Below are 26,125 nucleotides of genomic sequence, written 5' to 3'. Positions count from 1 at the left end.
AACAAAGGAGTGGTCGATCATGCGTTATGCCCTTTTTGCGGATCTTCACAGCTCAGTAGCCGACACAGCGGCTGTCCTAGCTGACATACGGCGGCTCGCTCCCGATGCGCATTTGTTTTGTCTCGGTGATGTTCATGAATGCCATGTCGGTAAAAAGCGAGCGAAGCGCTATTCCTTTGAATCGCTCTCCCTCGTCGTGACACTCGATGATGATTTTTTAGAGTTGATTGATTTTAAGACGTTGCTTGGCAATCAAGAAGAACGCATCCTGTCGCTCGTCCCACCGCATCTGTCTCCTGTCATCGATGCGTTACGCGATTGCCCTCGAAAACAACGGATCGAGGGGGCATTATTGATTCATGGAGACCAACTCAGTTGGTCGCGTGATTTTCTACCCAATCTGTCACAACAACGTGAACCATTACTCTTTTTTGGCCATAGTCATATCAGAGGTTTGTTTCAAAATGGCATCGCCAAACCGAGCCCACTAGATCAAACTTTATCAATCAAAGGAGAACGGCATGCCGTCAATCTGGGTCCCGTCGTGTTCGAACGAGAATGGTGTCTTTACGATTCAGAGCAACAATCGATCGTGTTCCATCAAGCGAAGTAAGAAGATACGACAAAAGCCGTCGGGCACAGGGCTCGACGGCTTTTGTTCGTGCATCCTATTGATCAGAGATAACGGACAAGCGATGCCTTGACGACATCCACTTGTGTGAAGTTCGTCTCTTCCGCGAATGCTTCGATGACTTGACGAACATCCCCTTGACGACGAACGAAGCTCGTCGGAACCGGTGACGTACCAACCAGTTGCTCATGCAGACTCGTCAATCGATGATCATCGATGATCGTCGTCATCAAATCAAGGAATAGCAGAACATGCAGACGGTTCAAATAATCCCATGGTTTGTCTTCCGAACGGAATTCATTACGAGCGAGCCATTTTTTCAATCCGATCGCATCGATTTGACTCAACGTCTCTGTCGTACGTGCCGACTTCCAAAGCGTCAACAGTTCACCCAGTTTTTTCCGTGTCTGTTTCTTACGCATGAAGAATTCAAAATTGTCTTTCGTCCGTAACGCGTCTCCTTCAATCGGAGCAATCAAATCGGCTTCCGGCGCCGTCACGAAATCGTGAACGAAATCGACAGACTCTCCCGGTAACCAAGCAGCGACTTTCCCGTGAAAATCAGCCATAAAGGCGACCGTTTCTGCCAAAGGCTCCTGCTTCATCTGTGAAGCAGCTTGCTGTAATCGTTCTTTCGTCTCAGTCTTCATAATCTACCTCTTCTTATTCGTGGATTGGTCTTACATTTCTTCTGGAGCGCCGACACCAAGCAAACGAAGACCCTCTGTCAAGACGATCGTGACAGACTTGACGAGTGCAAGACGCGATTGTTTTGCTGCGTCATCTTCGAGAACACGGACGTGTCCGTAATATTTATTGAAGCTTTGTGCAAGATCTAAGATGTAACGGCTGATGATTGACGGCTCGCGACGTGTGAACGCGCGATCGATGACCGTCGAGAATTGGTTTAGCATCGAGACGACACCCCATGCATGATCATCGGCACTACCAGCGAATGGTGTGCCATCATAGCCACCTTTACGGAGCAACGAGTGCGCACGGGCATTCGTGTACTGGACATACGGTCCTGTTTCGCCTTCGAATTTCAACATCTGCTCAAGATCGAACTCGATGTTGTTCATCCGTTCATTCTTCAAGTCGTGGAAGATGACGGCGCCGACACCTACTTGACGAGCCGTTGCTTCGGCATTCGCTAAGTTCGGATTTTTTTCCGCGATGTTTTGCTTCGCGACGTCGATCGCTTCTTGTAGTACTTCTTCAAGCAATACGATCCGACCTTTACGCGTCGACATTTTCTTTCCGTCCTTCATGATCAGACCGAACGGCACATGGTGCATTCCGTCGACGTTCTCAAATCCAAGTTTCTTCAAGACTGCGAACAATTGCTTGAAGTGAAGCGCTTGTTCCCCACCGACGACGTAGAACGCTTGCTCAAAGCGGTACGTTTCGAGACGATAGACAGCAGCTGCTAAGTCACGTGTCGCATAAAGCGTTGCTCCATCTTTCTTTTTAATCAAGGCAGGTGGCATACCCTCTGCTTCGAGGTCGACGACCATTGCCCCTTCTGATTCGACGAGGAGATCTTTTTCTTCGAGCAAATCGATGACGTGTTGCATCTTATCGTTGTAGAAGGCTTCTCCGTTCAAACTATCGAATTTAACGCCGAGCATCTCATAAACACGGTTGAACTCGACGAGTGAGACTTCACGGAACCACGTCCAAAGCGTCGTTGCCTGCTCATCACCTTGTTCGAGTTTTTTGAACCAGAGACGTCCTTCGTCCTCAAGTGCTGGATTTGTTTCCGCTTCTTCGTGGAACCGGACGTATAATTTCAACAATTCCTTGATCGGTTCTGCACGGACGGCTTCTTCCTCACCCCACATCGTGTAAGCCACCATCAATTTCCCGAACTGTGTTCCCCAGTCCCCTAAGTGGTTGACACCGACGACGTCGTAGCCTTTTTTACGTGAGATTTGGTTGAGCGCGTTCCCGATGACCGTCGAACGCAAGTGGCCCATCGAGAATGGTTTCGCGATGTTTGGTGATGAAAAATCAGTGACGATTGTTTTTCCATTCGCTTCACTTGATCCGAACGCCTCTTGCTCCGTCAGGACTTGGTTGACGATTTCTTGCGAGACGACTTCCCGGTTCAAGAAGACGTTGATGTAAGGACCAACAGCTTGAACGTTCGAGAACAACGGCGCGTCAATTTTTTCTGCGAGCTCCGAAGCAATCATGTTCGGTGCTTTACGGAATGCTTTCGCGAGCATGAAACATGGGAATGCCAGATCTCCATGATCTTCATGTTTCGGTTGCTCGATCAGTTGTTCGATTTGTTCAACCGATAAGGCACCTTCCATGACTTGATGTAATACTTCTGCATACTGCGCTTTATAACTCATCTTTATTTCCTCCTGCTTCACTGATTTTTTGGCAATAAAAAACGCCCCTTGCGCCACGCGCAAAGAGACGGAATGACCGCGGTACCACTCTTCTTGGTGTCATTTCGACACCCACCTTGTTCGGGGATAACGGGGTTCCCCCGGCTACGCCTTTTCCATCAGGAATCGGGCAGCGTCTCAGAAGTGCGCTTCACGACCGGTTCGTCCTCAGGCTTCCACCATTCCCTGATTCGCTAGTTGACGAATATCAACCGTTACTCTCTTCATCATCGACTGTATTCGATATCTTTCACATTATACGCAATTCTTTCTTTTCTCTCAACCTTATTTTTTTGGTAAATGGCTCATCAAAATTTCCACAATTCGGGTATAGGAATAAAAGATACTTCTCAGGGGGAGGGATGTTTCATGCGCTACTACCAACATGTAGCCCGGACGAGCTGGATCGTCTTCGGTCTCGTCGCCTTGACATTATTAGTGATCGGCATCGTTCATCCACCAACCTTCCATCCTTCTGTCTCCATCATCAACACTCTTTATTTATTCGGACTCGTTCTCCTGTTTCAGTTCGATAATGTCCGTCGTGGTGGCATTTACTATACATTCCAAGAAGGCATCATCTTATTTTTATTCCTCAATTACGGTTTAACGTACGCCTTGATTTTAAGCCAAGTCGGTATTCTCGTCTTTCAATTCATGTCTCATCGAAAAGCGATTCGTTGGAAACGTTTCGTTTATCTCTACCCGATCAACGCCTTGTTCGATTTAGTTTACATCTCGCTTCCGGCCTTTGCGTATTATGTGCTCGGCGGGCCAATCGGCTCAAACTTTACGTATACGAAAGCCTTGCTCCCTTTCATCGGCTTTTTAATCACCGTCTTCCTTGTCTCTTACTTCCAATGTCTATTCGTCAATCGATTCCTCTACTTGAAATACGATTGGCAACGTCTCGTAAAGCTTCAGTCCCTCGTCTACGGGATTAGCATGTTAAGTGCTCTACTTGGAATCTGGTTCTACGATGAAAGTCCGCTCGTCGCGGCTACAGTTTCCGCCTTGATTCTCTTTTTGTTCAAACGTCTGTTGCAAGAGCGTGGCGACTCCCTTGAAGCAAACGATAATGCTAAGCGATTTGATGATGCGAAGGAACACTTGTTGATTTCCCGCTTCGAGCGCGAGACGATCGATTCACTGCTCCTCGATTTACCACATCTATTGCCGTTTTCTGAAGGTTGGATCTCAATTCAACAACAGCGGAAACAAGTCATCTATAATATCCGGACGAAACAACCGATCGACGTGTTACCACTGTTTCATTCCTTGTCAGCCGACGATTTGCATACCCCGATCATCTATGGGCTGCGTTGCGACTGGGGAAACGATATTCAAATCGGATTGCCTGTCGATCGTCACTCGATGCTAGCGATTCCTTCGATTACGAGCGGAGAGGTCGATGTTTCGATCATCCTGTTCCATCAAGTCGCAGACGCCTATGATGTGACGAATGCCGACGAATTATCTCGTTTGCTCCGTATCTTTTGTCGCGTCTTAGAACGCTCACGTGAAACGGTCCAACTCTATACGGAAAGTCGGACCGATGCCTTGACCGAATTACCGAATAGTCGTGCTTTTTATGAACACGGTCGGCAGGAATTTGCCGCTGACTGCTATCCGCTCTCCGTGATCCTGTTCGATATCGATCATTTCAAACGTGTCAATGATACGTACGGTCATAAAGTAGGCGATCTCGTCCTTCGTGAACTCGGTCGACGTATCCAGGCGATCCAATTACAATATGATGATGTCTTTGCTGCTCGTTATGGTGGGGAGGAATTCGTACTTCTGTTGCGAAATGGTAGTCAAGAGGCTGCTATCCAGATTGCCGAGACGGTCCGCCATGCGGTCATGGATCGTCCCTTCCTCGTCGATGGTCACCGACTGTCCTTAACGGTCAGCCTCGGAATTGATACAGTGGAGGAAAGATATCAACGGACGTTCGAAGAATCGTTACGTCAAGCCGATCATGCACTCTATGTCGGCGGAAAACACAATGGGCGCAATTGTACCGCGCATTATGCAAACCTTTGAAAGGTCGTGACTCTATTGTCGATTACTGAAATTGAAATGACGCTACCGACATCACAAACTCATCGGACGATTCGGATTCATCGGCCACCCCATTTAGATCCTTCTGAAGCGTTACCTGTGATTTATATGCACGATGGACAAAACGTCTTCAGTGGAGAGACCGCCTCGTTCGGAAAAGGCTGGGAGATTCATCTTGCGCTACAACAGACACAGATTCCGGCAATGGTCGTCGCGATCGACAGTCCAGAAGACGGAATGGATCGTTACGATGACTACGCTCCTTGGAGTGATGAAGCTTTATTGATGCGGACTGCTTATCCTTCGCACAGGAAATCAATCGGGGGAAACGGTAAGGTCTACATGGACTGGATCATCCGCGAGTTAAAACCGTACATTGATGCCAACTACGCGACACGCCCTGACGATACGACGATGATCGGCAGCTCGATGGGTGGCGTCATTTCGCTCTATGGATTGTTCGCATATCCGGAAGTCATCACGCGCGTCGCTGCCCTGTCGACGGCCGGATGGGCAAACTTCTCCTCACTCCTTGAATTCATCGAGCGCAGTCCGTCGCTGTCTGCTACCCATCGCTGTTATATGGATGTTGGGACAAAAGAAGTGAGTGGTCCGATGACCGAAACGGATTATTTACACACAAATGATGTCTTAGCGCGAGCGGTCGAACAGAAACTTACTCAAAGTCGCTATACGATCATTCCGGAAGCGATTCATCATGAAACGGCCTGGGCCGAGCGTTTACCGGATATTTTACGTTACTTGTTTCCTTCCTCGTGAATACACAAAAAGCCGGGCGATTTCTACTAATAAAGAAATCTTCCGGCTTTTTACGCGTGCCTTATACTAATTCTTCTTGTTGCTCTTTTTCATAACGGTTGCGCGGATGCTCCCGGCATTCATCGGAACACGAACGCATGACTTTTGGTTCGCATTCTTCACAGCAGAAGTGCTGTCGATTACATTCCGGGTTTGCACAATTAACGTAGCGCGTCTCCGGTTTTCCACAGTAGTAACATTCTGAGACGACAGAAGGATTAACGGCATTAACAGGAACTTGTACACGCTCATCAAAGACGTACAGTTCGCCTTCCCAGTCTTCTCCTTGCGTCTGTTCATCTTTTCCGTACATGACGACTCCACCTTTAAGATGGAAGATATCATCACTCTGTTGCCGTTTACGGAAGTACGCCGTGAATTTTTCACAACGAACGCCACCCGTACAGTATGTGAGAACCTTTTTCCCTTCAAACAAATGCTCGTTCTCGTCAAGCCACTCCGGGAATTCCCGTGAAGCATCGACATCCACTTTTACAGCATTCTTGAAGTGTCCGAGGTCGTATTCATAGTTGTTGCGTACATCGAGAATGACGACATCATCTTGTTTCATCATTTCTTTCCACTCTGCTGGTTCAAGATACGCAGCGTGTTCTTCTGGTACGTTGAATTCATCCTCAAAACGCCATGTGACGAGTTCTTTTTTGTAACGGACGAACGTCTTTTTGAAGGCGTGCCCTTCGACTTCATCGATTTTGAATTCGATGTCAGCGAATCGTGGATCCGCCGTCAAGTCCTTCATGTATTGTTCCGTTTGTTCGACCGTTCCAGAGAGTGTGCCGTTGATTCCTTCTGGTGCGATCAAAATCCGACCTTTAATACCGAGCTCTTTACAGTAAGCAAGATGCTCTTTCGTTAGCTGTTCCGCATTTTCGATCGGAACATACTTATAAAATAATAGTACGCGATAAGGTTTCATATTCCTCATTAGCCCCCATGTCAGTTTTTTGCAGTAAAACGAACGTTGGCAAACGAAGCGTCTAGCTATTGACTAGCTGGGAACGCCTGCAAAACGCACCCATTTAAGTATAATACCAACTCCCTTTCGAATGTACAATCTACAATTCCTGAATCCCTTTCAAGGAATTTCATTCCCTTTCTGAATCAGAAAGAGGTAAAATAAAACACAGTAGTACATCTCGCAAGGAGGATTCCGAATGCTCCATACACTTCGTGACTGGATCGAGCAGATGATTTTCTTTCTCCAAGACTTACCTGGAGGAGCTGCCACCGGTTTGATTGCCCCGTTTCTTGAGTCTCTATTTCCTTTCCTGCCACTCGTCCTGATCATTTCCGCGAATGCGGCAACCTATGGTTTTGGTATGGGTGTTCTCGTATCATGGGTCGGGAGCATGCTTGGATCACTCGTCGTCTTCGCTTGTATTCGATATCTATTTCGTCGTCCGGTTACGCGTTGGCTTGAAAAACACCATGCCGCACAACAGTGGATCGAACGTGTTCGTCACATGAGTCCCATCTCACTCGGATTCTTTTTCTCGCTTCCGTTCATGCCTGCGTTCATCATCACGTCCATTTCCGCCATGATTCAACTATCGCTGCGGACGTATTTGATCGCTGCTGGTGCCGGTCGTCTGATCGTCGTCATCATCTTCTCGCTAATCGGAAAGGAATGGTCCACGTTCCTTGAACGTCCGATGCGTCTTGTCCTTCTATTTTTAATTTTACTCGCCATCTGGGGAGTCAGTCGCGGTACGGAAGAATGGCTGAAGCGTCGTGCGCTCTCAAAACGTGCGGATCATTTACGGGAAATCGAAGATAAGATCGAACGTCCATCTGAAAAATGACTCAAGCCTGTCTATGATTCCATAGGCAGGCTTTTTAAGTTTTTCTCATTTTCCGGGTAATAGGTCTTTTGAATCATTTTCCGACATAATTAATATATAAAAATAACGTTCAAACAATGTTCAATATTGCAAACGCTTACATTAAATTGGTATGACCAATATTAATATAATAATGAGCTTTTCTTCTTAAAAATTAGGATAGCTTTTCCAGAAACGACATCCTTATAATGAATTTACATTCATTCCTTAAAGGAGGCGTCCTCATGCATCAAGTGTCCGAAGTTCAAAAAAATGAAGCGACTCAATCCGCTCCAGCAATCGTCGAGAGCGCTACTTTTCAACAATTGATGCGTCAAAAGAATGGCTTCATTCTTCCAGCCATCAGTTTCTGTCTTATTTTTTATTTTACGCTTCCGATTTTAACAAGCTACTTCACGATTTTAAATCAGCCGGTGTTCGGTGATATTACAGGTGCTTGGATCTTCGCTTTTGCTCAGTTCATCATGACGTGGACGTTCTGCATGATGTACAGCAAAAAAGCACGTGCCTTTGATCGACTCGTCGAACAGATCAAGGAGGAGTCGAAATGAATTATACTGCCGTTGCCTTATTTGCGGCGATCGTCGGTTTGACGCTCGTCATTACATACTTTGCTGCTCGTAAAACAAAAACTGCTAACGACTTTTATACAGCGGATGGCGGACTCACTGGTGCACAAAACGGGATGGCGATTGCCGGCGACTATATGTCCGCTGCCTCGTTCCTCGGAATTGCTGGGATGATCGCTTTAGCCGGATTCGACGGATTCTTCTACTCGATTGGCTTCCTCGTTGCCTATCTGGTTGTCTTGTACCTCGTTGCCGAACCACTTCGGAACCTTGGGAAGTACACGATGGCGGATATGATTGCCGCTCGTTTCAATGCTTCAAAAGTTCGAGGAGTCGCCGCCATGAACTCAATCGCGATCTCGATTTTCTATATGATTGCGCAACTCGTTGGTGCGGGTGCCTTGATTGAACTGTTATTAGGAATTCCTTACACGACAAGTGTCATCATCGTCGGTATCTTGATGACAGTCTACGTTGTCTTCGGTGGTATGACAGCGACCTCATGGGTCCAAATCATCAAAGCGATTCTCTTGATGGCAGGAACAGCTGTCATTTCGTTCATGGTATTCGCCAAGTTCGATTTTTCGATCTTCAAGATGTTTTCAGAAGTCAAACAAGCGACACCGCTCGGTGATTCATTCTTGAATCCCGGAAACAAGTTCAAATTACCGCTCGATACGATTTCATTGAATCTCGCACTCGTTCTCGGAACGGCTGGATTACCACATATCTTGATTCGTTTCTTTACTGTTAAGGATGCTCCGACTGCTCGTAAATCCGTCGTATATGCGACGTGGATCATCGGTGCCTTTTATATCTTGACGATCTTCCTCGGCTTTGGTGCCGCTGCTTTCGTCGGTTCTGAAGATATCATTGCTGCCAATGCTGCCGGTAACATGGCGGCACCACTTCTCGCTCAAGCACTCGGTGGCGATTTACTCTTTGCGTTCGTTGCCGCGGTCGCCTTTGCGACGATCCTCGCCGTTGTTGCGGGACTCGTCTTATCCGCAGCATCCGCCTTTGCCCATGACTTCTACAGTCATATTCTTCGCAAAGGACAAGCAACGGAAAAAGAACAGATGACGGCAGCACGACTCGCTTCCATCGCCGTCGCCTTGATTTCGATGGTACTGGCATTGTTCGCACAAACGATGAACGTCGCGTTCCTCGTTTCGCTTGCCTTTGCTGTCGCGGCAAGTGCCAACTTGCCAGTCATTCTCTTGACGATCTTCTGGCGCCGTTTCAATACTGGCGGAGCTGTCACAGGTATGGTCGTCGGGTTATTCTCTTCACTGATTCTCGTCGCACTCAGTCCAAATATTTGGGCAGTCGACGGTTCAGCCTTGTTCGTCGGGGAAGCCCTCTTCCCGCTGACGAATCCAGGAATCGTCTCCATCCCACTTGGCTTCCTCGGAGCCATCGTCGGGACATTGTTGACGAAATCGAACGAAGTTGCCGGTAACTTCGAGCGTATCTTAGTCAAGGCCAATACCGGTATCGATGCAGCCACGGAAGTCGCCGCGTCAAAAGAATAAGTTCCCCTTAACGGCTCCTTCAACCCCCTTGAAGGAGCCGTCCCCTTTTACATTCTTCTCATTCATTGCCATACTAAGTGGATAATAGAGAAGAAAAGGAAAGGAAGACTGTACATGGATCTCGCTTTTTATTATTTCTTAATCCTCGGATTTTTCATTGGAATCATCTCCGGCTTTTTCGGAATCGGTGGCGGTATCATCTTGACGCCCCTACTACTCATTTTAGGATATGCTCCAAGCGTTGCGATCGCGACCAGTCTCATGTTGACTCTCGGATCAACGGTTTCAGGTACGATCTCTCACTTACGTCTTAAAAATGTCGTCTGGCGCGATAGTCTTGTCGTTGGGGGTGTCGGAATCATCGGTTCGACGATCGCGACACCACTTGTTCTTCGTTTAGAAGAAGTCAACGGTGCTCATCTCGTCATCTCGATCGTTTATATCGGACTCTTACTCTATTTCGCGAATAAGTTCTTACGTCCGAAAGCAACGACCGGTGAACAGACGGGTTGGAAAAATCGATATCTCGCTCTTGCCTTCACTGGTCTGTTCGCTGGATTCATCTCTTCGCTTCTCGGTGTCAGCGGTGGATTCATCATCACACCGTTACTCGTCGGGATCGTTGGCTATGAGTTGAAACGTGCAGTCGGAACGAGTATTGCTTCCGCGTTACTGATCGTCCTATCGGGACTCGTCAACTATACGGTCGCGAGTACGAATATCGATATCCTCGTCGGGATCATGCTGATTGTCGGCGCCTTGCTCGGAGCACCGATTGGCGCGAAACAGTTGACGCACTTCGAAAGTCCGTTCGTTAAAAAGTACCTCGGTATCTTCTATTTGACGGTTGCGGTCAGTGTCCTACTCGAAGTCATCGGCTGGAACGTCGCTTCACTCTCCGTTCTCGTTGCGCTTAGTTTGATCTTCCTGCTGACACTCCTCATCTACAGCCGTCGTCGAACGAATGGATGAATCGTCTCATCAGAAAAGGGGCTGACTCAAAAGTCAGTCTCTACAAAGATAAGGGTGGCAGAATGATGATCTGCCACCCTTATCTCGTAACAAAAAGAATGGCGCGTCACACGCCACTCCTACAGGAAAAGCGCATCGCGCTGTCAGAGACGAACAAGCCCCGCTTTCCTGCTTAAATGAAGCAGGAAAACTGGCTTGTGTCTCACCTGAGGAAAGGGCGTGAAAAGACGCGTCATTCTTTTTTTGAGTCAGCCGCTTTTTTCCGTTAAGCCACTCGTTTGTGACCGGCTCGTTCATAGTCTCTCGTTTGTTCAATGACTAAGTGCGACAAGAACAACATTCCAATCAAGTTCGGAATCATCATTAATCCATTTGCAATATCTGCGACCAGCCACAACGGTTCTAATTGCGCGACCGCACCATAACAGGCTGCGAGCGCAAAGAACACGCGGTATCCTTCGTTGAAGCGTGTCGTACCGCTCAAGTACTCCAAGCACTTCTCTCCATAGACATACCAACCGATGATCGTTGAATAACCGAAGAAGAAGACGGAGAAAGCGACCGTCCATTCTCCAAATGATCCAAGAACACTCGCAAAGGCGGTTGCTGTCAGTGCTGCCCCGGAAAGATTCGCATCATGCATCATACCTGAATGTAGCCCACCTGACGGATCCCAAAAACCTGTCGTCAGAAGGACGAGTGCCGTCATCGTACAAACGATCAAGGTCACGATGAAGGTACTCGTCATCGAAATCAATCCTTGTTCGACCGGACGCTCACTTTTCGCAGATCCGGCAATCAAGGCTGCTGTCCCAAGTCCTGCTTCGTTCGTGAAAATCCCCCGTGCTACACCGACTTGCATCGCCATCATGATTGATACACCGGTGAAGGCTCCCGCTGGCGCAAGCGGCTGGAAGGCGTACTCAAAGATTAAACCAAAGGCTGGTAGAATCTGATCTGCCTTCAATACTAAAAGGACACAAGCGGCACCGATATAGAGTAAGCTCATGATCGGAACGAAGATCGTCGAGATCGCACTGACGCGTTCGAGCCCACCACGAATTGATACGTAGACCGCAATCGCGAGCAGAATGCCGAACACTAGCAGCGGCACACGGAACGATTGCTCAAGCACCGTTGCCATCGCATTCGCTTGCACCGTATTCCCAACACCAAATGATGCGATCAAACCAAATACCGCAAACAGGATGGCGAGTAGTTTAAATTTAGGTCCTAGTCCCTTCTCGATATAATACATCGGTCCACTGACGGCTTCGCCGCGTTCGTTTCGACTTCTAAAGAGAATGGCAAGGAGGCTTTCTGCATATTTCGTCGCCATTCCAATTAAACCGATGACCCACATCCAAAAGACTGCGCCCGGTCCGCCCATCGTCAAGGCGACTGCGATCCCTGCGATGTTTCCGTTTCCGATCGTCGCCGCGAGGGACGTCATCAACATCTGAAAGCTACTGATTTCACCTTCACCTTGCCCTGATTTTTGAACAGATAATTGAAACGCTTGTTTTAAACGCCGAAACTGAAGACCACGTAAGCGGATCGTAAAGTACACTCCTGTTCCTACCAACAACATCATACTCGGAATCCCCCAGACCCAAGCCGATATCAGACGTAACACTTCCATGCCATTTCATCCTCTCTCTCTTTTCCGAGGCTTACCGTAGCATGTAGTTGTGTTTTCTTACAATACAAAAGAATACTTTTTGTGATTTTACACAATAGAAGATATACTAAAACTATCGAGTGAAAGAGAAAGAAGGGAAATCCCATGTTAGAAGCTTCATATCATTCCTTAGACGACTTAGCGGAAGCGATCGGTATTGCCTTGAATGCCCCGATTACGATTGAAGATCGCAATCACCGCCTTCTTGCGTATAGTACGCATACGGCCGATACAGACCCTGCCCGTGTCGCAACGATCATTGGTCGCCGGGTACCGGAATCGGTCATCGACCAACTCTGGAAAGATGAAGTCATCCAGAGCCTTGCTACACAAGATGATCCACTCATTATTTCTGCACGCACGGATGTCGGACTGAATGACCGTGTCGCCATTGCGATCAAGCAAGATTCAGAAATTCTCGGCTATATCTGGTCGATTGCCCGAAGCACGCCGTTTACTCCATCGGAACTAGCGGACTTAAAGAAAGGAGCTCTACTTGCTCAACGTCAGTTACTGGCGATCGACATGCAGAAAAAACGGAAGGAAGAGCAGACGGAACAGTTTTTCTTCGAGTTATTACATGAAGAATTATCCGAGTCGGAAATCCTGAAGATGTTCTCTAAACTCCATGTCGCACCACCTGGCATCAGTCGTTTGACGGTCATTCGATTTTCAGAGGCAATCACACCGCGTCTCGCCGATCGCCTGCGCTATTTATTGACGATTCAGCAGACGGTTCGTCCGTTACTTTATGCGTATGATGAGACGGATTTCATCTTGTGGATCAGCACAAACGACCGCGACGCAGAACAAGAACGTCTGCAATTTGACGCCTTCATCCAGTCGTTTCGACAATTACTCGCGGAGCGGTTCGATTATACGGACTTCGTCGCAGCAAGTAGTGAAGTATTCACCGGCGTCCAAGCGATTCCCGAGCGCTATGAAGAAGCGGGCATTGTCTTGCGTCTAAAAGACGCCTTCCCATTTGAGCTGAAGAACGTGACCCGTTACGAACGCCTCGGCTTATTCCAGCTCTTACCGATTTTCTCGGAGCGTCTGCGACGGCGGACGGTTCGCTTGGAAGAAATCGAACGGCTGCGTGCTTACGATGTGAAACATGCCTCCTCCTTATGTGAGACGCTAGAATGGTTCCTTCATTATGATGGAAACGTCAAACAAGTCGCTTCCCATCTCCATGTCCATCCGAATACGATCCTCTATCGGATGCGACGGATCGAGGAGGAAGCGGGCATTCGAATGGAATCTTTACCTGAACGCGCCTTACTTTATTTGTATCTAAAAGCAGACCGATATCCTTTGTGATTTTTCACAAAGGATATCGGTTATTTTTGAAAACACCGATAAAGTAGAACGCTTTCATTTCTCGTATACTGAAGATGAAGAGAAATTGATTTGTTTATTTGCGAAAGGGGATCGCGTTCACATGATCATTGGAGTATTAAAGGAAATCAAAAACAACGAAAACCGTGTTGCATTAACACCTGCCGGGGTAGCAGCGTTACATGCACAAGGACATCGTGTCATCATTGAATCAATGGCAGGTATGGGGAGTGGCTTCACGAACGAAGAGTACGTCAAAGCTGGTGCTGAAATCATCGCGACTGCTGCTGAAGTCTGGGCAACAGCCGAACTCGCTTTAAAAGTTAAAGAGCCGATCGCTTCAGAGTACCAATACTTCCGTCCGGATCTGACATTGTTCACGTATCTTCACTTAGCGGCTGAGCCAGAACTGACACGTGCACTCGTTGATTCGAACATCACAGCAATCGCTTATGAGACGGTTGAAAAGAACCGCACCCTTCCATTGTTAACACCAATGAGTGAAGTCGCAGGACGTATGGCATCGCAAATCGGTGCACAGTTCTTGGAAAAACCACACGGTGGTATGGGCATCCTGCTTGCAGGTGTTCCTGGGGTTCGTCGTGGAAAAGTCACAGTCATCGGCGGCGGTGTCGTCGGAACGAATGCTGCGAAACTCGCGGTTGGTCTTGGTGCGGATGTCACGATCATCGATGTCAGCCCAGAGCGCCTTCGTCAGCTCGATGATATCTTCGGTAACTCGATCAACACGTTGATCTCCAACCCGTACACGATTGCTGAAGCGGTCGCTGAGAGTGATCTCGTCATCGGTGCTGTCTTGATTCCAGGTGCAAAAGCACCGAAACTCGTCACTGCCGACATGGTCAAACGCATGAAGCCGGGCGCTGTCATCGTTGACGTTGCCATCGACCAAGGTGGTATCTTCGAGACGGTCGACCGTATCTCGACGCATGATGACCCAACATATGAAAAATTCGGTGTCGTTCATTACGCTGTCGCGAACATGCCAGGTGCTGTTCCACGTACGTCTACACTAGCATTGACGAACGCAACGCTTCCGTATGTCCTTGAGCTCGCGAACAAAGGCACACACCGTGCGCTTGCTGAAAACGATGCTCTTGAAAAAGGATTGAACGTCGCGCAAGGATTCGTCACGTACGAAGCAGTCGCACGCGATCTCGGATACACGTACAAATCCGTTGAAGATGTGCTTCACCTACACGCATGATCTTGAAAGTAGAAATAGTCGATGATTCCTTTTTGAGGAACCATCGACTATTTTTTATTGCTTCTTGAGGCAGCACTCGGCTTGTCATATGATGAGAAACGAAGACTTATGATTTTGAACTAGTAGAAAGGATCTCATTACATGACACAAACCATAACCGCCCATTCTCTTGAACTTCAGAGCCACGTTGCTGAAGTCGCGTTACTCGAAGCACTGACATCCGATACAGAAGAGAGCGTACGTATTGCCGCAACCGAGCGCTTACGTGTTCTCGTCCCATCTCATCCATTGCTCAACATCGCTACAGCTCATTCCCTTTACTTCAAGAACGAACACACTCAAGCGCGCCGGCTGATCGAAGAGACACATCAGCAAATCGGTGAGCATGTGCACGGATACATACTCCTCGGTATCATCAGTGAAGATGAAGGATATATGCACGAAGCAGAACAGTTTTTCCTTTCAGCCATCACACGGTTCCCTGAAGAGCCAGCAGGACATCGTTTCCTTGCCGTCCATTACAATCATCGTCAATTTTATGGGGAGTCAGCTGTTCATGCGTTTACATATTTAAAGAAGGTTGGCGCATCTGGAATCGATACGCTGATGGCCATTGATTCCATCCAACAATTAGACGGTCATTCGATCGACATGTTGGAAGCACTCTATGCCTTAATCCTTGGCGTATCTCATCTCGACAAAACCACCGTCTTTCATGCGACAGCTTCTGTCAATCAAAGTATTCAATATGAGAAGCTGCATGCTACATTGCGCGAAGACAGCGACGAGACCCTCTACGCTAAGCTCGACGAATGCCTTTCCAACATGCTCGAGCATGGCTTGTTCGCAGCTGTTTATGACGATTCCGAAGAAAAGATCTATCGCCATGTCTTTCAGGATATGTGTCGGGATATGACCATCCGTCATGCAGGTTGGCGTGCGTATCCGGACTATATTCGATTACGCTTTCTCTATTTCAAACAATTGTTGTTACGCGACTGAACGTTAAAAAGCAAACGCGACGAGTGCCGCGATCGTCCATGGCAAGATCAAGTTGTCGAGATCGCGATATGAAATCGCTTCGATCAAGGCTGCGATATTCGCAAGCAAGAAGCCATAACTGACAGCGAGCCAAACCGGTTGTCCATAAAACAAGAACGTCACGGTCAACACGAGGAATGACGCCAAAAATAGGGCGATACTTCCTTCAAAGGATCGTTTCGTCTCACCACGGACGTAAAACGTCTTTCCGTAGCGTTTTCCGACGAGAGCCGCGAGACCGTCACCCCAAGCAAGCACCATGCTTCCCGCAATGAGCGCCATCGGCTGTCGCTCGAAGAAGAACAGGACGAGTCCCGCTAGAGCGAGTGGATAATAGACCGTTCCGTAAGAAGGACGATCGACGTCGTGCATCTGACCGATTCCTTTTCGTAGTGTCACTAGATTCACGACAGCAAAGAATAACAACGGTACGATCGCAACGTACCAGTGATCCAGCCAGAGCAGCGCAAGAAATACCCAGTGACCGACAGCAATATGAATCCATTTTCGAACCGTCTCGGGAGAAAAGCCGAAACGGCGTCCAATGACTTCCAGGATGACGAGAACTAGCCCGACGATTCCAATCGTGCCAAGAGCAGCTATCCATTCCATCGTCATTCCCCCTTTCTTTCCTATTATTGTACGTTGTTTCAGTTGCCATTTGCCCTATTGAACCTTCATTTGATAACATAAGGTCAAATGACGTCCTAGAGAGGAAGTTTTGGAAATGTATGATGCTCAAGCAGTCCAAACATTATCAAGTTGTCTGCAACGCTTGAACGAAGGAAAAGGAATCGAACCCCTCGTCGCAACGGAAGGCATAGAATTGCCGAAGGTCATCAATCGCTTGAAGCAATTCGATCCATTAAAAAATGGTCTATCCATCAATGAAATCGTTCATTTGGCAAATGCCCTGATCGGCGAACATATGTCAGCGACGACGATCCAGAACTGGACGAAACGTGAAGTCCGGGACATCATCGGCGTACCGCATCGCGGAAAGAAGTACTCGATCAATCAGGCTTCGATCATCTATTTACTGGATGATTTAAAACACCTCTTCTCGTTAGAAGAAACACGAGAACTGCTGACGATCGTCTTCAAGAATCCGAATATTGATGAGGATGATTTAATCAGTCCGCTTAATTTTTATCTCGTCTATACGCAACACGCGGAGACAAGTGGTCCGATCGAATTGACGGAGAAGCGTCTCAGACGCTCGCTCGAGCGCATTAACGCTTACCGCCCTGAAACTGTCCACGTTCTCCAACTGTGTCTCTATGCCCGTCGTGTATCGCATTTAACACACGAAGCGAAACAACGCCTCCATCATGTTCTGCAAACGACATGATGAAAAAAAGATGCCATCCATGTCATGGAAGGCATCTTTTTTTATTTAGACGGCTGTCAGTGATTTATAGTGGACGTTGTTCGTCAGACTTTTCAAGACAGAGAGTAGTTCGTACATCGAGAGTTTGTCCGCATCCTTGACGAGACGGTACTCATCACCGTCTTGCAACAATTCAGCAACGACTTCTCCAGCTGCACTCCGTACGGAGAATTTTCCTTTTGTCAGGTCGAAGGAAATCGTGAATGTACCACGCTCATACACGTTGTACTCACATTTCTTCGAGAAGAGCGAAAACTTCTCACGCATTTGACCTACCTCTTGTCCATCATGGTTCATCACGACCCACTTCTTACACGTCGGAATGAACTTACCAAACGCTACCCCTCTACCTTCACCATTCATTACTTGAACACGACCATTCTCGTCGTGTTGAACCGCACCGATCATTTGGTGCGCTTCATCATAAATCGCGGCATGACCTTGCGAAAAAACGCAACCCTGCACATAGACAACTTTGCGCAACAGAAATTCTCCTCTCACTGCTAAAACGTGCTGGTTTTTCGTCCCCAGTTTATTTAGACATCCTGTATAGTTTAACTTTCTTTATCTGTATGATATTTCGTTAACGAAAATGATTATTGCACCGTTTCTCCAAATTGACAACCCCCTTTTGTCGACAATCATTCGACATGTTCAATGCAGGTTCATCTCCTTTGCAAATGCGAGCAATTCTTCCCGATCAATGAGGCGAACCTGATTTGGTTCCGCTAGCTGATACGCAGCTTCCGTAAAGGTCGAATTCGTAACGACCCATCCCTCGTCCATCCCGTAGAATGGAACCGAGGCAGCGACCTGTTGAACCGCTTCGAGCCCTACAGCCGCACTATATCGCTTTGCCTGGATGGCAATCTTATACCCTCGTTCATCCTCTATCAACAAATCTGCTCCGAAGTCGCGTGAAGCAGGTGTCAACTCGACCCGATATCCTGCTGTTTCAAATAAATCGGCAAGCCATTCTTCAAATTCTCGTCCTTCCATTCGATCGAGTCGTTTTTCAAGCGACGGCGTTAAAATGGACAAAAGAAGAAAAAGGATACACCCTACTATACTGATGATTAAGATTAAAGGTTCCCAAGAACTCGAAAAAAAATAAGTTCCGAAAATTCCTATCATTGCAAACAAAGCTGCTAGTAACAATCGTTTTCGTTTTAATCGTTTCATCGTGCTTTTCCCCTCTACTTCGTCGTGACCTTTTTTTCACTATACTAAAATTCTTCGTCGGTTGCTTCCTTCAACAGGAAACACGACTCGTCTTGCAGAAGTAAACTAACGAGGAAAGACTGTCTTAAAATCCATGGTCGAAGACCAGTCAGGAGGTAGCTCATGGCAGAACATTCATCCCCTTCATCGCTACGAATCATTCACGCGACGTTACGTGCTATGAAAGACCCCGTTCTTCTTGTCGATGCAAATGGAAGGATTCAATTTCATAATGACGCGTTTCAACACCAGTTCATGAACACTCCGAATATCGAAACCGTTCAGGAGCTGTTTCCCATCACGGATGATTTCTTTCCATTACAGAAGGAAGCCGTCATTTCAACGACACATCAATTAACAGTCACAGCGATTGAAGCGACGGACTATTTTCTTGTCCATGTCGCTCCCCTGAAAATCGAGGACTTATTCAATTCAACACTAGATACTGCTCTATTCATCACCGACTCGGAGTTTCGGATTCAAACTTGTAACGAAGTGGCAAGCACCTTATTCCGTTTCGAGCATGCCGAAGACATCATTGGTCTCCAAGCGACGATTCTACATGATGCGAAGGAAATCGCTACCCGCCGTCAACATCTCGAACAATTGAACTTAAAAGACTTATCGGACGCGCAACTGTTTTTACTGCATGGACGGGAAGCCGAAAATGAATGGACCTATCATCGTTTGGATGGCTCAACGTTCCATGGACGCCTTTATATGACACGGTTGCCAAACGATACGTACTTCCTTCTCATTCAGGACATCACACCGCAAAAACAAATCGAATGGCATCTGACGAAAAGCGAACGCCGCTTCCGACTCTTCTCGGAATCCGTCGTTGAAGCCGTTATCTTTCATGACCACGGCATCATCATCGATGCCAATCGCGCAGCAGAAGTCATTTTCCGGACGAAACTCGAGAAAATGAAAGGCAAGACGACGCTTGAATTGATTCATCCGGATCATCACGCGCGTGTCTTGCAACGCATCGAGGAGCATCGAGAAGAACCATACGAAGTCCTCGGTCAACGTGCCGACGGAACCTCTGTCGAAATCGAAGTTTTTCCGCGTGAAATCATCTACAACAACATCCGGATGCGTGTCGCCGTCGTTCGTGATATTACAGAACGAAAAAAGATTGAGAAAATGCTTGAACGCGAAAAAAATGCCATCATGCGCCAGCGTGATATCACACAATCGATTCTTCAGGCATCCAATGAAGGGTTCCTACTGACAGAAGAGGATGGGAGTTTCATCTTCATGAACGTCAAAGCACGCAAATTACTCGATGTCCCAGGCATTGCACCAAGTAAGATTCAAGAACGAATCAGTCTGATTCCGAATCTCGATTTGAATACTCGATTCGAGATGCTCCGACAAGTAGAGGAATTACTCGCCGGAAAACATTCTGAACTATCGTTTCGTTTCACGTTACAGCGACCAAATGAGTCCAGTCCACTTTATTTCGAATTTTATGCGACTGCGATCAAAAAGGAGAAGAGTCGCATTTCTCGTCATGGCTTCCTATTTGTTTTCCGTGACCGGACAGAGGAAGCAAAGATGGATCAAGTAAAGGATGAACTCGTCAGTACAGTATCGCATGAGTTGCGCACGCCACTGTCCTCCATTCTTGGCTATATGGAATTACTACGATATAAGAAACAATCGGCTGATCGAATCGAACGGTATGTTGAGATCGTCCACGAAGAGACGAAACGATTGACGACGCTATTAAATGAGTTTTTAGACATTCAGCGTCTAGAAGGTGGAAAACAGGAGTATACCTTCACGTCGTTCTCGTTGCGCGATCTTCTCGCATCAACCGTCGATGCCTATGGCGAGACCGTCGAAACGCATCGGATTGATCTAGAACTACCAGAGGATCCTGTTCTGATTTTTGCGGACGAGCACAAAATCAAGCAGGTGATCTTGAACTTGCTTTCGAACGCCATTAAGTACTCTCCACAGGCGAATCATATTCGAGTCCTTCTTTCAGCAAACCCGGAACAAGCAACGTTCTCTGTGACTGATCATGGACTCGGCATTCCACAAAATGCTTTTGAAAAGCTCTTTACGAAATTTTACCGGGTCGATAACTCAGACATCCGGAAAATCGGCGGAACCGGACTCGGACTTGCCATCTGTAAGGAAATCATCGAATCACACGGAGGTGCGATTTCCGTTGAATCAGAAATCAATGATGGTTCGACGTTCACCGTTGTACTCGAACGTGATCCAAGAAAGGAATGGAATTGATGCGGACCTACTTCATGACGGGTTTCCCCGGTTTTTTAGCGACCAAACTGATCGAACAACTGGCACGTGTACCGGATCAAATCGCTTGTTTTCATTTGCTTCATTTATCGTCAGAACGAAACGCAGCTGTTAAGCGACGCCAGGATCTTCTAGAACGTACATCCTTACGATCGGAGCAACTTGTATTGCACGAAGGCGATATCACGGTCAAACAGCTTGCTTTATCATCAGAGGCGCGGATGATGTTGCAACAAGACGTCACACACATCTTTCATCTCGCGGCGCTATATGATTTAGCAACAGCATATGAGCCCGCCTTTCGAATCAATGTGATCGGTACCGCGAACGTGACACAGTTTGCTCATACGTGTCGGACCTTAGAGCGCTACATCTACTTCAGTACAGCGTATGTCTCGGGTCTTCGTTCCGGAATGGTTCTAGAAGATGAGTTACAAGCAAGTGCCTTTAAAAATGCTTATGAAGAAACGAAATATTTAGCAGAGGTACGTTTCCGTAAAGAAATCGGAACGATCCCCTATACAATCATCCGTCCTGGGATCGTCGTCGGTCATTCCGAAACGGGCGAAACACCGAAGTGGGATGGTGTTTATTTCGTTTTGAACGCGATGCGTCTCCTGCAATCCTTTGCTCCTCTTCCGTATCCCGGTCGAGCAAACGCACTCGTCAATCTCGTGCCCTATGATTACGTCATTGAAGCGACCGCTTATCTCAGTCATGCACCGGTCGGAAGAAATAAGACCTATCATCTGACGGATCCATTCCCACATGGTGCACGCGCGATTTTTGAGATGTTACACGTCGCCTATTACGGACGTTATCCGCGCGGAATCGTTCCGTTTCGACTCGTTAGCACGGCATTGACTCCAGCTGTCGCGAAACGACTTCAGATGCAACGGCAGACACTTGACTACTTCATTCATCCCGTTCAATATGACACGACACATGCCTTACGTGACTTACGGGACACTGGTATTATTTGTCCAGACCTTGCAGAAACGATGCCTCGACTCGTCCAGTATTACCAAACACATGCGACACACTAAAAAAGTCCAATCGTTCTTCCTCAAGGGAAGTCGATTGGACTTTTTAAATCGGTTACCCGATCAACATATTTTCTTTTGGATAACGAATCGTCCGGTCTCGTTGCGTCGCGAACGTGAACAAAATCGTCAAGGAGCCGACACGTCCGAGTAACATCATGAACATGATTAAAAACTTACCAAAGCTATTGAGCTCAGCTGTTACGTTCAAAGAAAGACCAACTGTTCCAAATGCCGAAACCGTCTCAAAGAATAGACCAATAAAGGAAATATTCGGCTGGGTCAACACCAGGAACGTCGTGATCAAAGCGATGAACAATAAACTGAAGACAGCAATCGCATATGCCTTTTGAATCGCTTGCGTCTGAACAGTCCGACGCATCAGAACCGTTTCACGCTGTCCGCGTATATACGTCCAGACATTCTTCAAGATGACCGCTGCCGTCGTGACCTTGATCCCGGAACCTGTTGATGCGGAACCTGCCCCGATGTACATCAAAACCATCATCAAACCGATCGAGAGCGGCACCATCGTCGTTAAATCGATCGTCTGGAAACCAGCCGTTCGTGTCGTGACGACTTGAAAGAACACGATATGGAGCGCACTGAAGAACGATTCATCTTTTAATGAACCCAAGTTCGAAACCCACTCGTAGAGCATCATTGCTAAAACACCTAGTCCATTGATGACGAGTAGTGATAGCACCATCAATTTAGAATGGAGCGAAATTTTCTTGAAGTTTCGTTTACCAGCGATATCCGCGATGACCGTAAAACCAAGACCACCAATCATCAAGAGCGCTGCAATCGTCAGAATGAATGTCGTATCTTGTTGGAAACCGATTAGATTATCACCCCATAGTGCGAATCCTGCATTGTTGAAGGCAGATACGGCGTGGAACAAACCGTAATAGAGTGCTTTTCCGAAGCTGTATTTGTATTGAATGAACAAATCAAGCGCAATCAAAAACATGCCGACGATTTCAACGAGGACCGTCGTGACGATGATATTACGAACGAGACGAATCGTTCCGCCCGGACTATCGAGATTAAACATCTCTTGGATAATGATCCGCTGACGAATCCCGATTTTTCGTCCCGTGACGCTCAGCAAGACGAGCGCGATCGTCATGAATCCAAGTCCACCGACCTGAATTAAGAGCATCATGATGATTTGACCGAGTAAATTATAGGATTCGGCAATATTAATCGGTGACAGTCCTGTGACGGTTCCTGCCGATGTCGCAACGAATAGGCAATCGATGAATGATACATCTTGCCCCTCTTGCTGCGAGATCGGAAGCCACAATAAAAAACCACCCAGTAAAATCGTCAATGTAAAGCCAGTTGCGATAAAACGTGCCGGTTTATCGAACAGCTGATGATACATCAATTCACCTAAACGCCCGAAGCGTGCGAGTCGTGAACGTCTTTTATGCGAGAACATCTTACTCCCCCTAGATTGTTTTCAGACAGAATTGTCTTTATCATACTCCCTCGAATTAAGAAGTTCTATCGAAATATGCAATCGACTAAACGTTTTCGTATTTTTTTGGTAAACTAGATAAAAGTGGACGTGTAATCATTAAAGGAGGTTGAGGGAAACAGTGGACCCTAAGACGGCTGATCATTCGATTGAGGATGTCTGGCGAAGGCTGGAACGACAATCACAATGGATGCCTGCGCAATTGTATTATCAATTCGAGGAACTCTTATCATTACATTTGGAGCAACCGATTCTAAATGAATTGTATCAAGTGTTAAAAAAATACGACGTACTGACCGATATAGAGCGTGACGAACGAAACGAAAGCATTCAAATGCTAATCGACGAAAACGGCGCTTGATTCTCGGTTTTTGGATTTCCGAGCAGAAGAAGTGTCTTCTGCTCTTTTATTTTTCGTTCCTATACGGATTACATACAGAAAGGTGGCACACATCAATCATGGATATCGTGTCGATCATCGGGATCATTCTTGGTCTCATCACACTAGTCGGAGGTATGATCTTAAAAGGTGCGCCTCCCGTTGCTTTGCTTAACCCAGCAGCCCTCGTCATCATCTTCGTCGGGACAGCAGCTGCCATCATGATTTCCTTCCCGAAGGAACGATTGAAAGTCTTACCTGCCTTATTTAAAGTCATCTTATTCGAACAAAAGCTGATGACGAAACAAGTGTTGCTCGGACAATTTTTGACACTCTCGACACAAGCACGTAAAGAAGGTCTGTTATCTCTCGAGTCAGCACTTGAAGAAGTCGATAATGCCTTCATGAAGCGTGGCGTCATGATGGTCATCGATGGACAACCATCCGAATATGTCGAGGACGTCATGACACGTGATCTCGAAAACATGACGGAACGCCATCATGCAAATGCGAACATTTTCACGCAAGCCGGTACTTACGCACCAACGCTCGGAGTTCTCGGTGCCGTTGTCGGTCTCGTTGCCGCCTTATCCGATTTATCGGATATCGAAAAATTAGGTCACGCCATTTCAGGTGCCTTCATCGCAACACTATTCGGGATTTTCACCGGATACGTCCTGTGGTTCCCGTTCGCAACGAAGCTGAAGCAAAAATCAGCGAACGAGATTCAATTATACGAGATGATGATTGAAGGGATTCTCTCGATTCAAAACGGTGAATCACCGAAAAACTTAGAGGATAAGCTACTTGTGTACTTGACACCGAAGGAGCGTGCGAACTATGAAGCGGAAAAAGAAGCCGCATGACGAACATATCTCCGAAGGCTGGTTAATTCCGTACGCCGACTTATTGACCTTACTTCTGGCACTCTTCATCGTACTTTTTGCTTCGAGTAGTGTCGATGTCGTGAAACTAAAAGCGATGTCACAGACATTTAGTTCTGTCTTCAACGGTGGATCAGGGATGATCACGAACAGTTCACTTTCTACTCAAGAAGAAGAGGATTCGAAAAAACTCGATGCGCGGACGAAGGCACAAAGCTATGAAATCGCAGAACTCGAAAAAATCAAAGAAGAAGCCAATCAATACATTAAGAATGAAAAACTTGAAAAAGACATCAAGGTCGAAATCACGAATGAAGGACTTGTCTTTACGATTCGCGACCGAGCGTTGTTCTCACCAGCTCAAGCAGAAGTAAGAGGACGCTCGCTTCAAATCGCAGAGGGGATGAGTGCACTACTCGTCAAAGCAGGGCAACGTCAGATTCAAGTGTCTGGACATACAGATAATATTCCAATCAACACAGCACAGTATCCGTCGAACTGGGAACTGAGTGCGGACCGGGCGATCAGTTTCATGCGTGCCTTACAACGGAATCCAAAGCTTGAACCAAAACGCTTCACCGTCAGCGGTTACGGTGAATTCCAACCAATCGCGTCCAATCAAACGGAAGCAGGTCGCAGTCAGAATCGACGCGTCGAAGTGTTGATTCGACCATTGATCGACTTAAAAGCGAATGTACTCGACGAAACAAAAGTCGAGTCCTGAACGTAAAAAACTCCTTCGTGGTTGCCACGAAGGAGCTTTTTTTAATAATACGGACGAATCATGATATAGACGATGACACCGGTCAAACTGACGTATAACCAAAGCGGCATCGTAAAGCGTGTCCACTTTTTATGCTTCTCGAAGTTTTGATTCACAGCGTGCGCGAGTGACATCAAGACAAGTGGAACGATGACTGCAGCTAGGATGATGTGCGTAATCAGGATAAAGAAATAGACAGGGCGAACGAAACCTTCGCCCCCGAATTTCGTCGATTCACTGACGGCGTGATACGTGACGTACGAAATTAAGAATAAAGTCGTCGTCATCATCGCACCACCAATGAAGCGACGATGATTCACCCGATTGCCACGACGAATGGAAATCCAAGCGCCGAGCAACAGCATGAAGGTAAAACTATTGAAGATAGCATTCAAAAAAGGAAGCAACGTCCAATCGAATCCTGAATCAACTTGTACTGGTGGTGCAAAGAATAAAAGGGCCACGAGCAAATTGATGACAAGCGTCAGCAGGATGACGAGCGGAACGAAATTCCGTTTAGTAGCAGGTTGTTGCATG

Annotated in this window: 25 protein-coding genes and 1 other annotated feature; of the genes, 16 read left to right on the top strand and 9 right to left on the bottom strand. The window is 47.1% G+C overall.

The features are described 5' to 3' along the window. Nucleotides 1–19 precede the first annotated feature (19 nt). Nucleotides 20–613 carry a metallophosphoesterase family protein gene (locus KNQ08_RS14230; RefSeq protein WP_149427997.1) on the top strand — a complete coding sequence of 198 codons (594 nt, stop codon included), beginning with the start codon at nucleotides 20–22 and terminating at the stop codon, nucleotides 611–613. A 62-nt stretch (nucleotides 614–675) separates the two neighbouring features. Here the strand turns inward: KNQ08_RS14230 and KNQ08_RS14225 are convergent, their stop codons facing one another. Continuing rightward, complete coding sequence (locus KNQ08_RS14225) at nucleotides 676–1,281, bottom strand: hypothetical protein (protein WP_133208404.1); 606 nt, start codon at nucleotides 1,279–1,281, stop codon at nucleotides 676–678. Nucleotides 1,282–1,311: 30 nt separating this feature from the next. Beyond that, nucleotides 1,312–2,994, bottom strand: a complete 1,683-nt coding sequence (argS, locus tag KNQ08_RS14220; protein ID WP_214806184.1) for an arginine--tRNA ligase — start codon at nucleotides 2,992–2,994, stop codon at nucleotides 1,312–1,314. Between the two features lie 60 nt (nucleotides 2,995–3,054). Then, nucleotides 3,055–3,273 (bottom strand) — a binding site (T-box leader). A 129-nt stretch (nucleotides 3,274–3,402) separates the two neighbouring features. Between argS and KNQ08_RS14215 the strand changes: the two genes are divergently transcribed. Then, nucleotides 3,403–5,079 carry a GGDEF domain-containing protein gene (locus KNQ08_RS14215; protein ID WP_149427999.1) on the top strand — a complete coding sequence of 559 codons (1,677 nt, stop codon included), beginning with the start codon at nucleotides 3,403–3,405 and terminating at the stop codon, nucleotides 5,077–5,079. Between the two features lie 15 nt (nucleotides 5,080–5,094). Continuing rightward, nucleotides 5,095–5,877, top strand: a complete 783-nt coding sequence (locus tag KNQ08_RS14210; protein ID WP_058265678.1) for an alpha/beta hydrolase — start codon at nucleotides 5,095–5,097, stop codon at nucleotides 5,875–5,877. Nucleotides 5,878–5,938: 61 nt separating this feature from the next. On the opposite strand, the gene trhO is transcribed toward KNQ08_RS14210, so the two are convergent. Beyond that, complete coding sequence (trhO, locus tag KNQ08_RS14205; protein WP_082627445.1) at nucleotides 5,939–6,853, bottom strand: oxygen-dependent tRNA uridine(34) hydroxylase TrhO; 915 nt, start codon at nucleotides 6,851–6,853, stop codon at nucleotides 5,939–5,941. A 238-nt stretch (nucleotides 6,854–7,091) separates the two neighbouring features. Between trhO and KNQ08_RS14200 the strand changes: the two genes are divergently transcribed. The 4 genes from KNQ08_RS14200 (at nucleotide 7,092) to KNQ08_RS14185 (ending at nucleotide 10,854) form a co-directional block, all read left to right on the top strand. Continuing rightward, on the top strand, nucleotides 7,092–7,739 hold the full coding sequence (locus KNQ08_RS14200) for a TVP38/TMEM64 family protein (protein ID WP_023469681.1): 648 nt from the start codon (nucleotides 7,092–7,094) through the stop codon (nucleotides 7,737–7,739). Nucleotides 7,740–8,002: 263 nt separating this feature from the next. Next, nucleotides 8,003–8,329, top strand: a complete 327-nt coding sequence (locus KNQ08_RS14195) for a DUF485 domain-containing protein (RefSeq protein ID WP_023469682.1) — start codon at nucleotides 8,003–8,005, stop codon at nucleotides 8,327–8,329. Then, on the top strand, nucleotides 8,326–9,882 hold the full coding sequence (locus tag KNQ08_RS14190) for a solute symporter family protein (protein WP_149428001.1): 1,557 nt from the start codon (nucleotides 8,326–8,328) through the stop codon (nucleotides 9,880–9,882). Before KNQ08_RS14195 ends, KNQ08_RS14190 begins: the two co-directional genes overlap by 4 nt. A gap of 114 nt (nucleotides 9,883–9,996) precedes the next feature. Continuing rightward, nucleotides 9,997–10,854: a sulfite exporter TauE/SafE family protein gene (locus KNQ08_RS14185; protein WP_050678439.1), complete on the top strand. Its 858-nt coding sequence runs from the start codon at nucleotides 9,997–9,999 to the stop codon at nucleotides 10,852–10,854. Between the two features lie 265 nt (nucleotides 10,855–11,119). Here the strand turns inward: KNQ08_RS14185 and KNQ08_RS14180 are convergent, their stop codons facing one another. Beyond that, nucleotides 11,120–12,496 carry an alanine/glycine:cation symporter family protein gene (locus tag KNQ08_RS14180; RefSeq protein WP_214729074.1) on the bottom strand — a complete coding sequence of 459 codons (1,377 nt, stop codon included), beginning with the start codon at nucleotides 12,494–12,496 and terminating at the stop codon, nucleotides 11,120–11,122. Between the two features lie 144 nt (nucleotides 12,497–12,640). On the opposite strand from KNQ08_RS14180, the gene KNQ08_RS14175 reads away from it, so the two are divergent. The 3 genes from KNQ08_RS14175 to KNQ08_RS14165 all read left to right on the top strand — a co-directional run bounded on the left by KNQ08_RS14175 (nucleotide 12,641) and on the right by KNQ08_RS14165 (nucleotide 16,106). Next, nucleotides 12,641–13,858, top strand: coding sequence for a PucR family transcriptional regulator (locus KNQ08_RS14175; RefSeq protein ID WP_214806183.1), 1,218 nt, complete (start codon nucleotides 12,641–12,643; stop codon nucleotides 13,856–13,858). Nucleotides 13,859–13,979: 121 nt separating this feature from the next. Beyond that, the gene (gene ald / locus KNQ08_RS14170) at nucleotides 13,980–15,104 is read left to right on the top strand and encodes an alanine dehydrogenase (protein WP_029342897.1); all 1,125 of its coding nucleotides are present in this window, start codon (nucleotides 13,980–13,982) and stop codon (nucleotides 15,102–15,104) included. 141 nt (nucleotides 15,105–15,245) lie between these two features. Further along, a complete protein-coding gene (locus KNQ08_RS14165) occupies nucleotides 15,246–16,106 on the top strand; it encodes a tetratricopeptide repeat protein (protein WP_214806182.1) in 861 nt (286 codons plus the stop codon). 3 nt (nucleotides 16,107–16,109) lie between these two features. Here the strand turns inward: KNQ08_RS14165 and KNQ08_RS14160 are convergent, their stop codons facing one another. Continuing rightward, nucleotides 16,110–16,757: a diacylglycerol/polyprenol kinase family protein gene (locus KNQ08_RS14160; protein WP_064300682.1), complete on the bottom strand. Its 648-nt coding sequence runs from the start codon at nucleotides 16,755–16,757 to the stop codon at nucleotides 16,110–16,112. Nucleotides 16,758–16,872: 115 nt separating this feature from the next. Between KNQ08_RS14160 and KNQ08_RS14155 the strand changes: the two genes are divergently transcribed. Beyond that, nucleotides 16,873–17,496: a DUF1836 domain-containing protein gene (locus KNQ08_RS14155; RefSeq protein ID WP_149428005.1), complete on the top strand. Its 624-nt coding sequence runs from the start codon at nucleotides 16,873–16,875 to the stop codon at nucleotides 17,494–17,496. A 45-nt stretch (nucleotides 17,497–17,541) separates the two neighbouring features. On the opposite strand, the gene KNQ08_RS14150 is transcribed toward KNQ08_RS14155, so the two are convergent. Together KNQ08_RS14150 and KNQ08_RS14145 are read right to left on the bottom strand one after the other, a co-directional pair. Then, nucleotides 17,542–18,018, bottom strand: a complete 477-nt coding sequence (locus KNQ08_RS14150; protein WP_023469691.1) for an LURP-one-related family protein — start codon at nucleotides 18,016–18,018, stop codon at nucleotides 17,542–17,544. 171 nt (nucleotides 18,019–18,189) lie between these two features. Beyond that, nucleotides 18,190–18,576: a restriction endonuclease gene (locus KNQ08_RS14145; protein ID WP_230088865.1), complete on the bottom strand. Its 387-nt coding sequence runs from the start codon at nucleotides 18,574–18,576 to the stop codon at nucleotides 18,190–18,192. 303 nt (nucleotides 18,577–18,879) lie between these two features. Between KNQ08_RS14145 and KNQ08_RS14140 the strand changes: the two genes are divergently transcribed. Together KNQ08_RS14140 and KNQ08_RS14135 are read left to right on the top strand one after the other, a co-directional pair. Beyond that, nucleotides 18,880–21,015 (top strand): ATP-binding protein, encoded by a 2,136-nt coding sequence (locus KNQ08_RS14140; protein ID WP_214806180.1) that lies wholly within the window; start codon nucleotides 18,880–18,882, stop codon nucleotides 21,013–21,015. Nucleotides 21,016–21,029: 14 nt separating this feature from the next. Then, nucleotides 21,030–22,079 (top strand): SDR family oxidoreductase, encoded by a 1,050-nt coding sequence (locus KNQ08_RS14135; protein ID WP_251133727.1) that lies wholly within the window; start codon nucleotides 21,030–21,032, stop codon nucleotides 22,077–22,079. A gap of 52 nt (nucleotides 22,080–22,131) precedes the next feature. Here the strand turns inward: KNQ08_RS14135 and KNQ08_RS14130 are convergent, their stop codons facing one another. Next, entirely contained in the window at nucleotides 22,132–23,523 is a 1,392-nt protein-coding gene (locus tag KNQ08_RS14130; protein WP_214806176.1) for a TrkH family potassium uptake protein, read from the bottom strand. Nucleotides 23,524–23,683: 160 nt separating this feature from the next. On the opposite strand from KNQ08_RS14130, the gene KNQ08_RS14125 reads away from it, so the two are divergent. The 3 genes from KNQ08_RS14125 (at nucleotide 23,684) to KNQ08_RS14115 (ending at nucleotide 25,549) form a co-directional block, all read left to right on the top strand. After that, nucleotides 23,684–23,923, top strand: coding sequence for a hypothetical protein (locus KNQ08_RS14125; RefSeq protein WP_023469697.1), 240 nt, complete (start codon nucleotides 23,684–23,686; stop codon nucleotides 23,921–23,923). A 98-nt stretch (nucleotides 23,924–24,021) separates the two neighbouring features. Next, nucleotides 24,022–24,807 (top strand): flagellar motor stator protein MotA, encoded by a 786-nt coding sequence (gene motA, locus KNQ08_RS14120; protein ID WP_029342903.1) that lies wholly within the window; start codon nucleotides 24,022–24,024, stop codon nucleotides 24,805–24,807. Continuing rightward, complete coding sequence (locus tag KNQ08_RS14115; protein WP_214806174.1) at nucleotides 24,782–25,549, top strand: flagellar motor protein MotB; 768 nt, start codon at nucleotides 24,782–24,784, stop codon at nucleotides 25,547–25,549. The genes motA and KNQ08_RS14115 overlap by 26 nt, the downstream gene beginning before the upstream one ends. 41 nt (nucleotides 25,550–25,590) lie before the next feature. Here the strand turns inward: KNQ08_RS14115 and KNQ08_RS14110 are convergent, their stop codons facing one another. Then, on the bottom strand, nucleotides 25,591–26,124 hold the full coding sequence (locus tag KNQ08_RS14110) for a DUF420 domain-containing protein (RefSeq protein WP_029342905.1): 534 nt from the start codon (nucleotides 26,122–26,124) through the stop codon (nucleotides 25,591–25,593). Nucleotide 26,125 lies beyond the last annotated feature (1 nt).

This window comes from Exiguobacterium sp. s46, assembly GCF_018618875.1.
GTDB lineage: Bacteria > Bacillota > Bacilli > Exiguobacteriales > Exiguobacteriaceae > Exiguobacterium_A > Exiguobacterium_A abrahamii.
The sequence above is the reverse complement of the archived record's forward strand: the minus strand, read 5'-3'. Positions and strand labels throughout refer to the sequence as shown.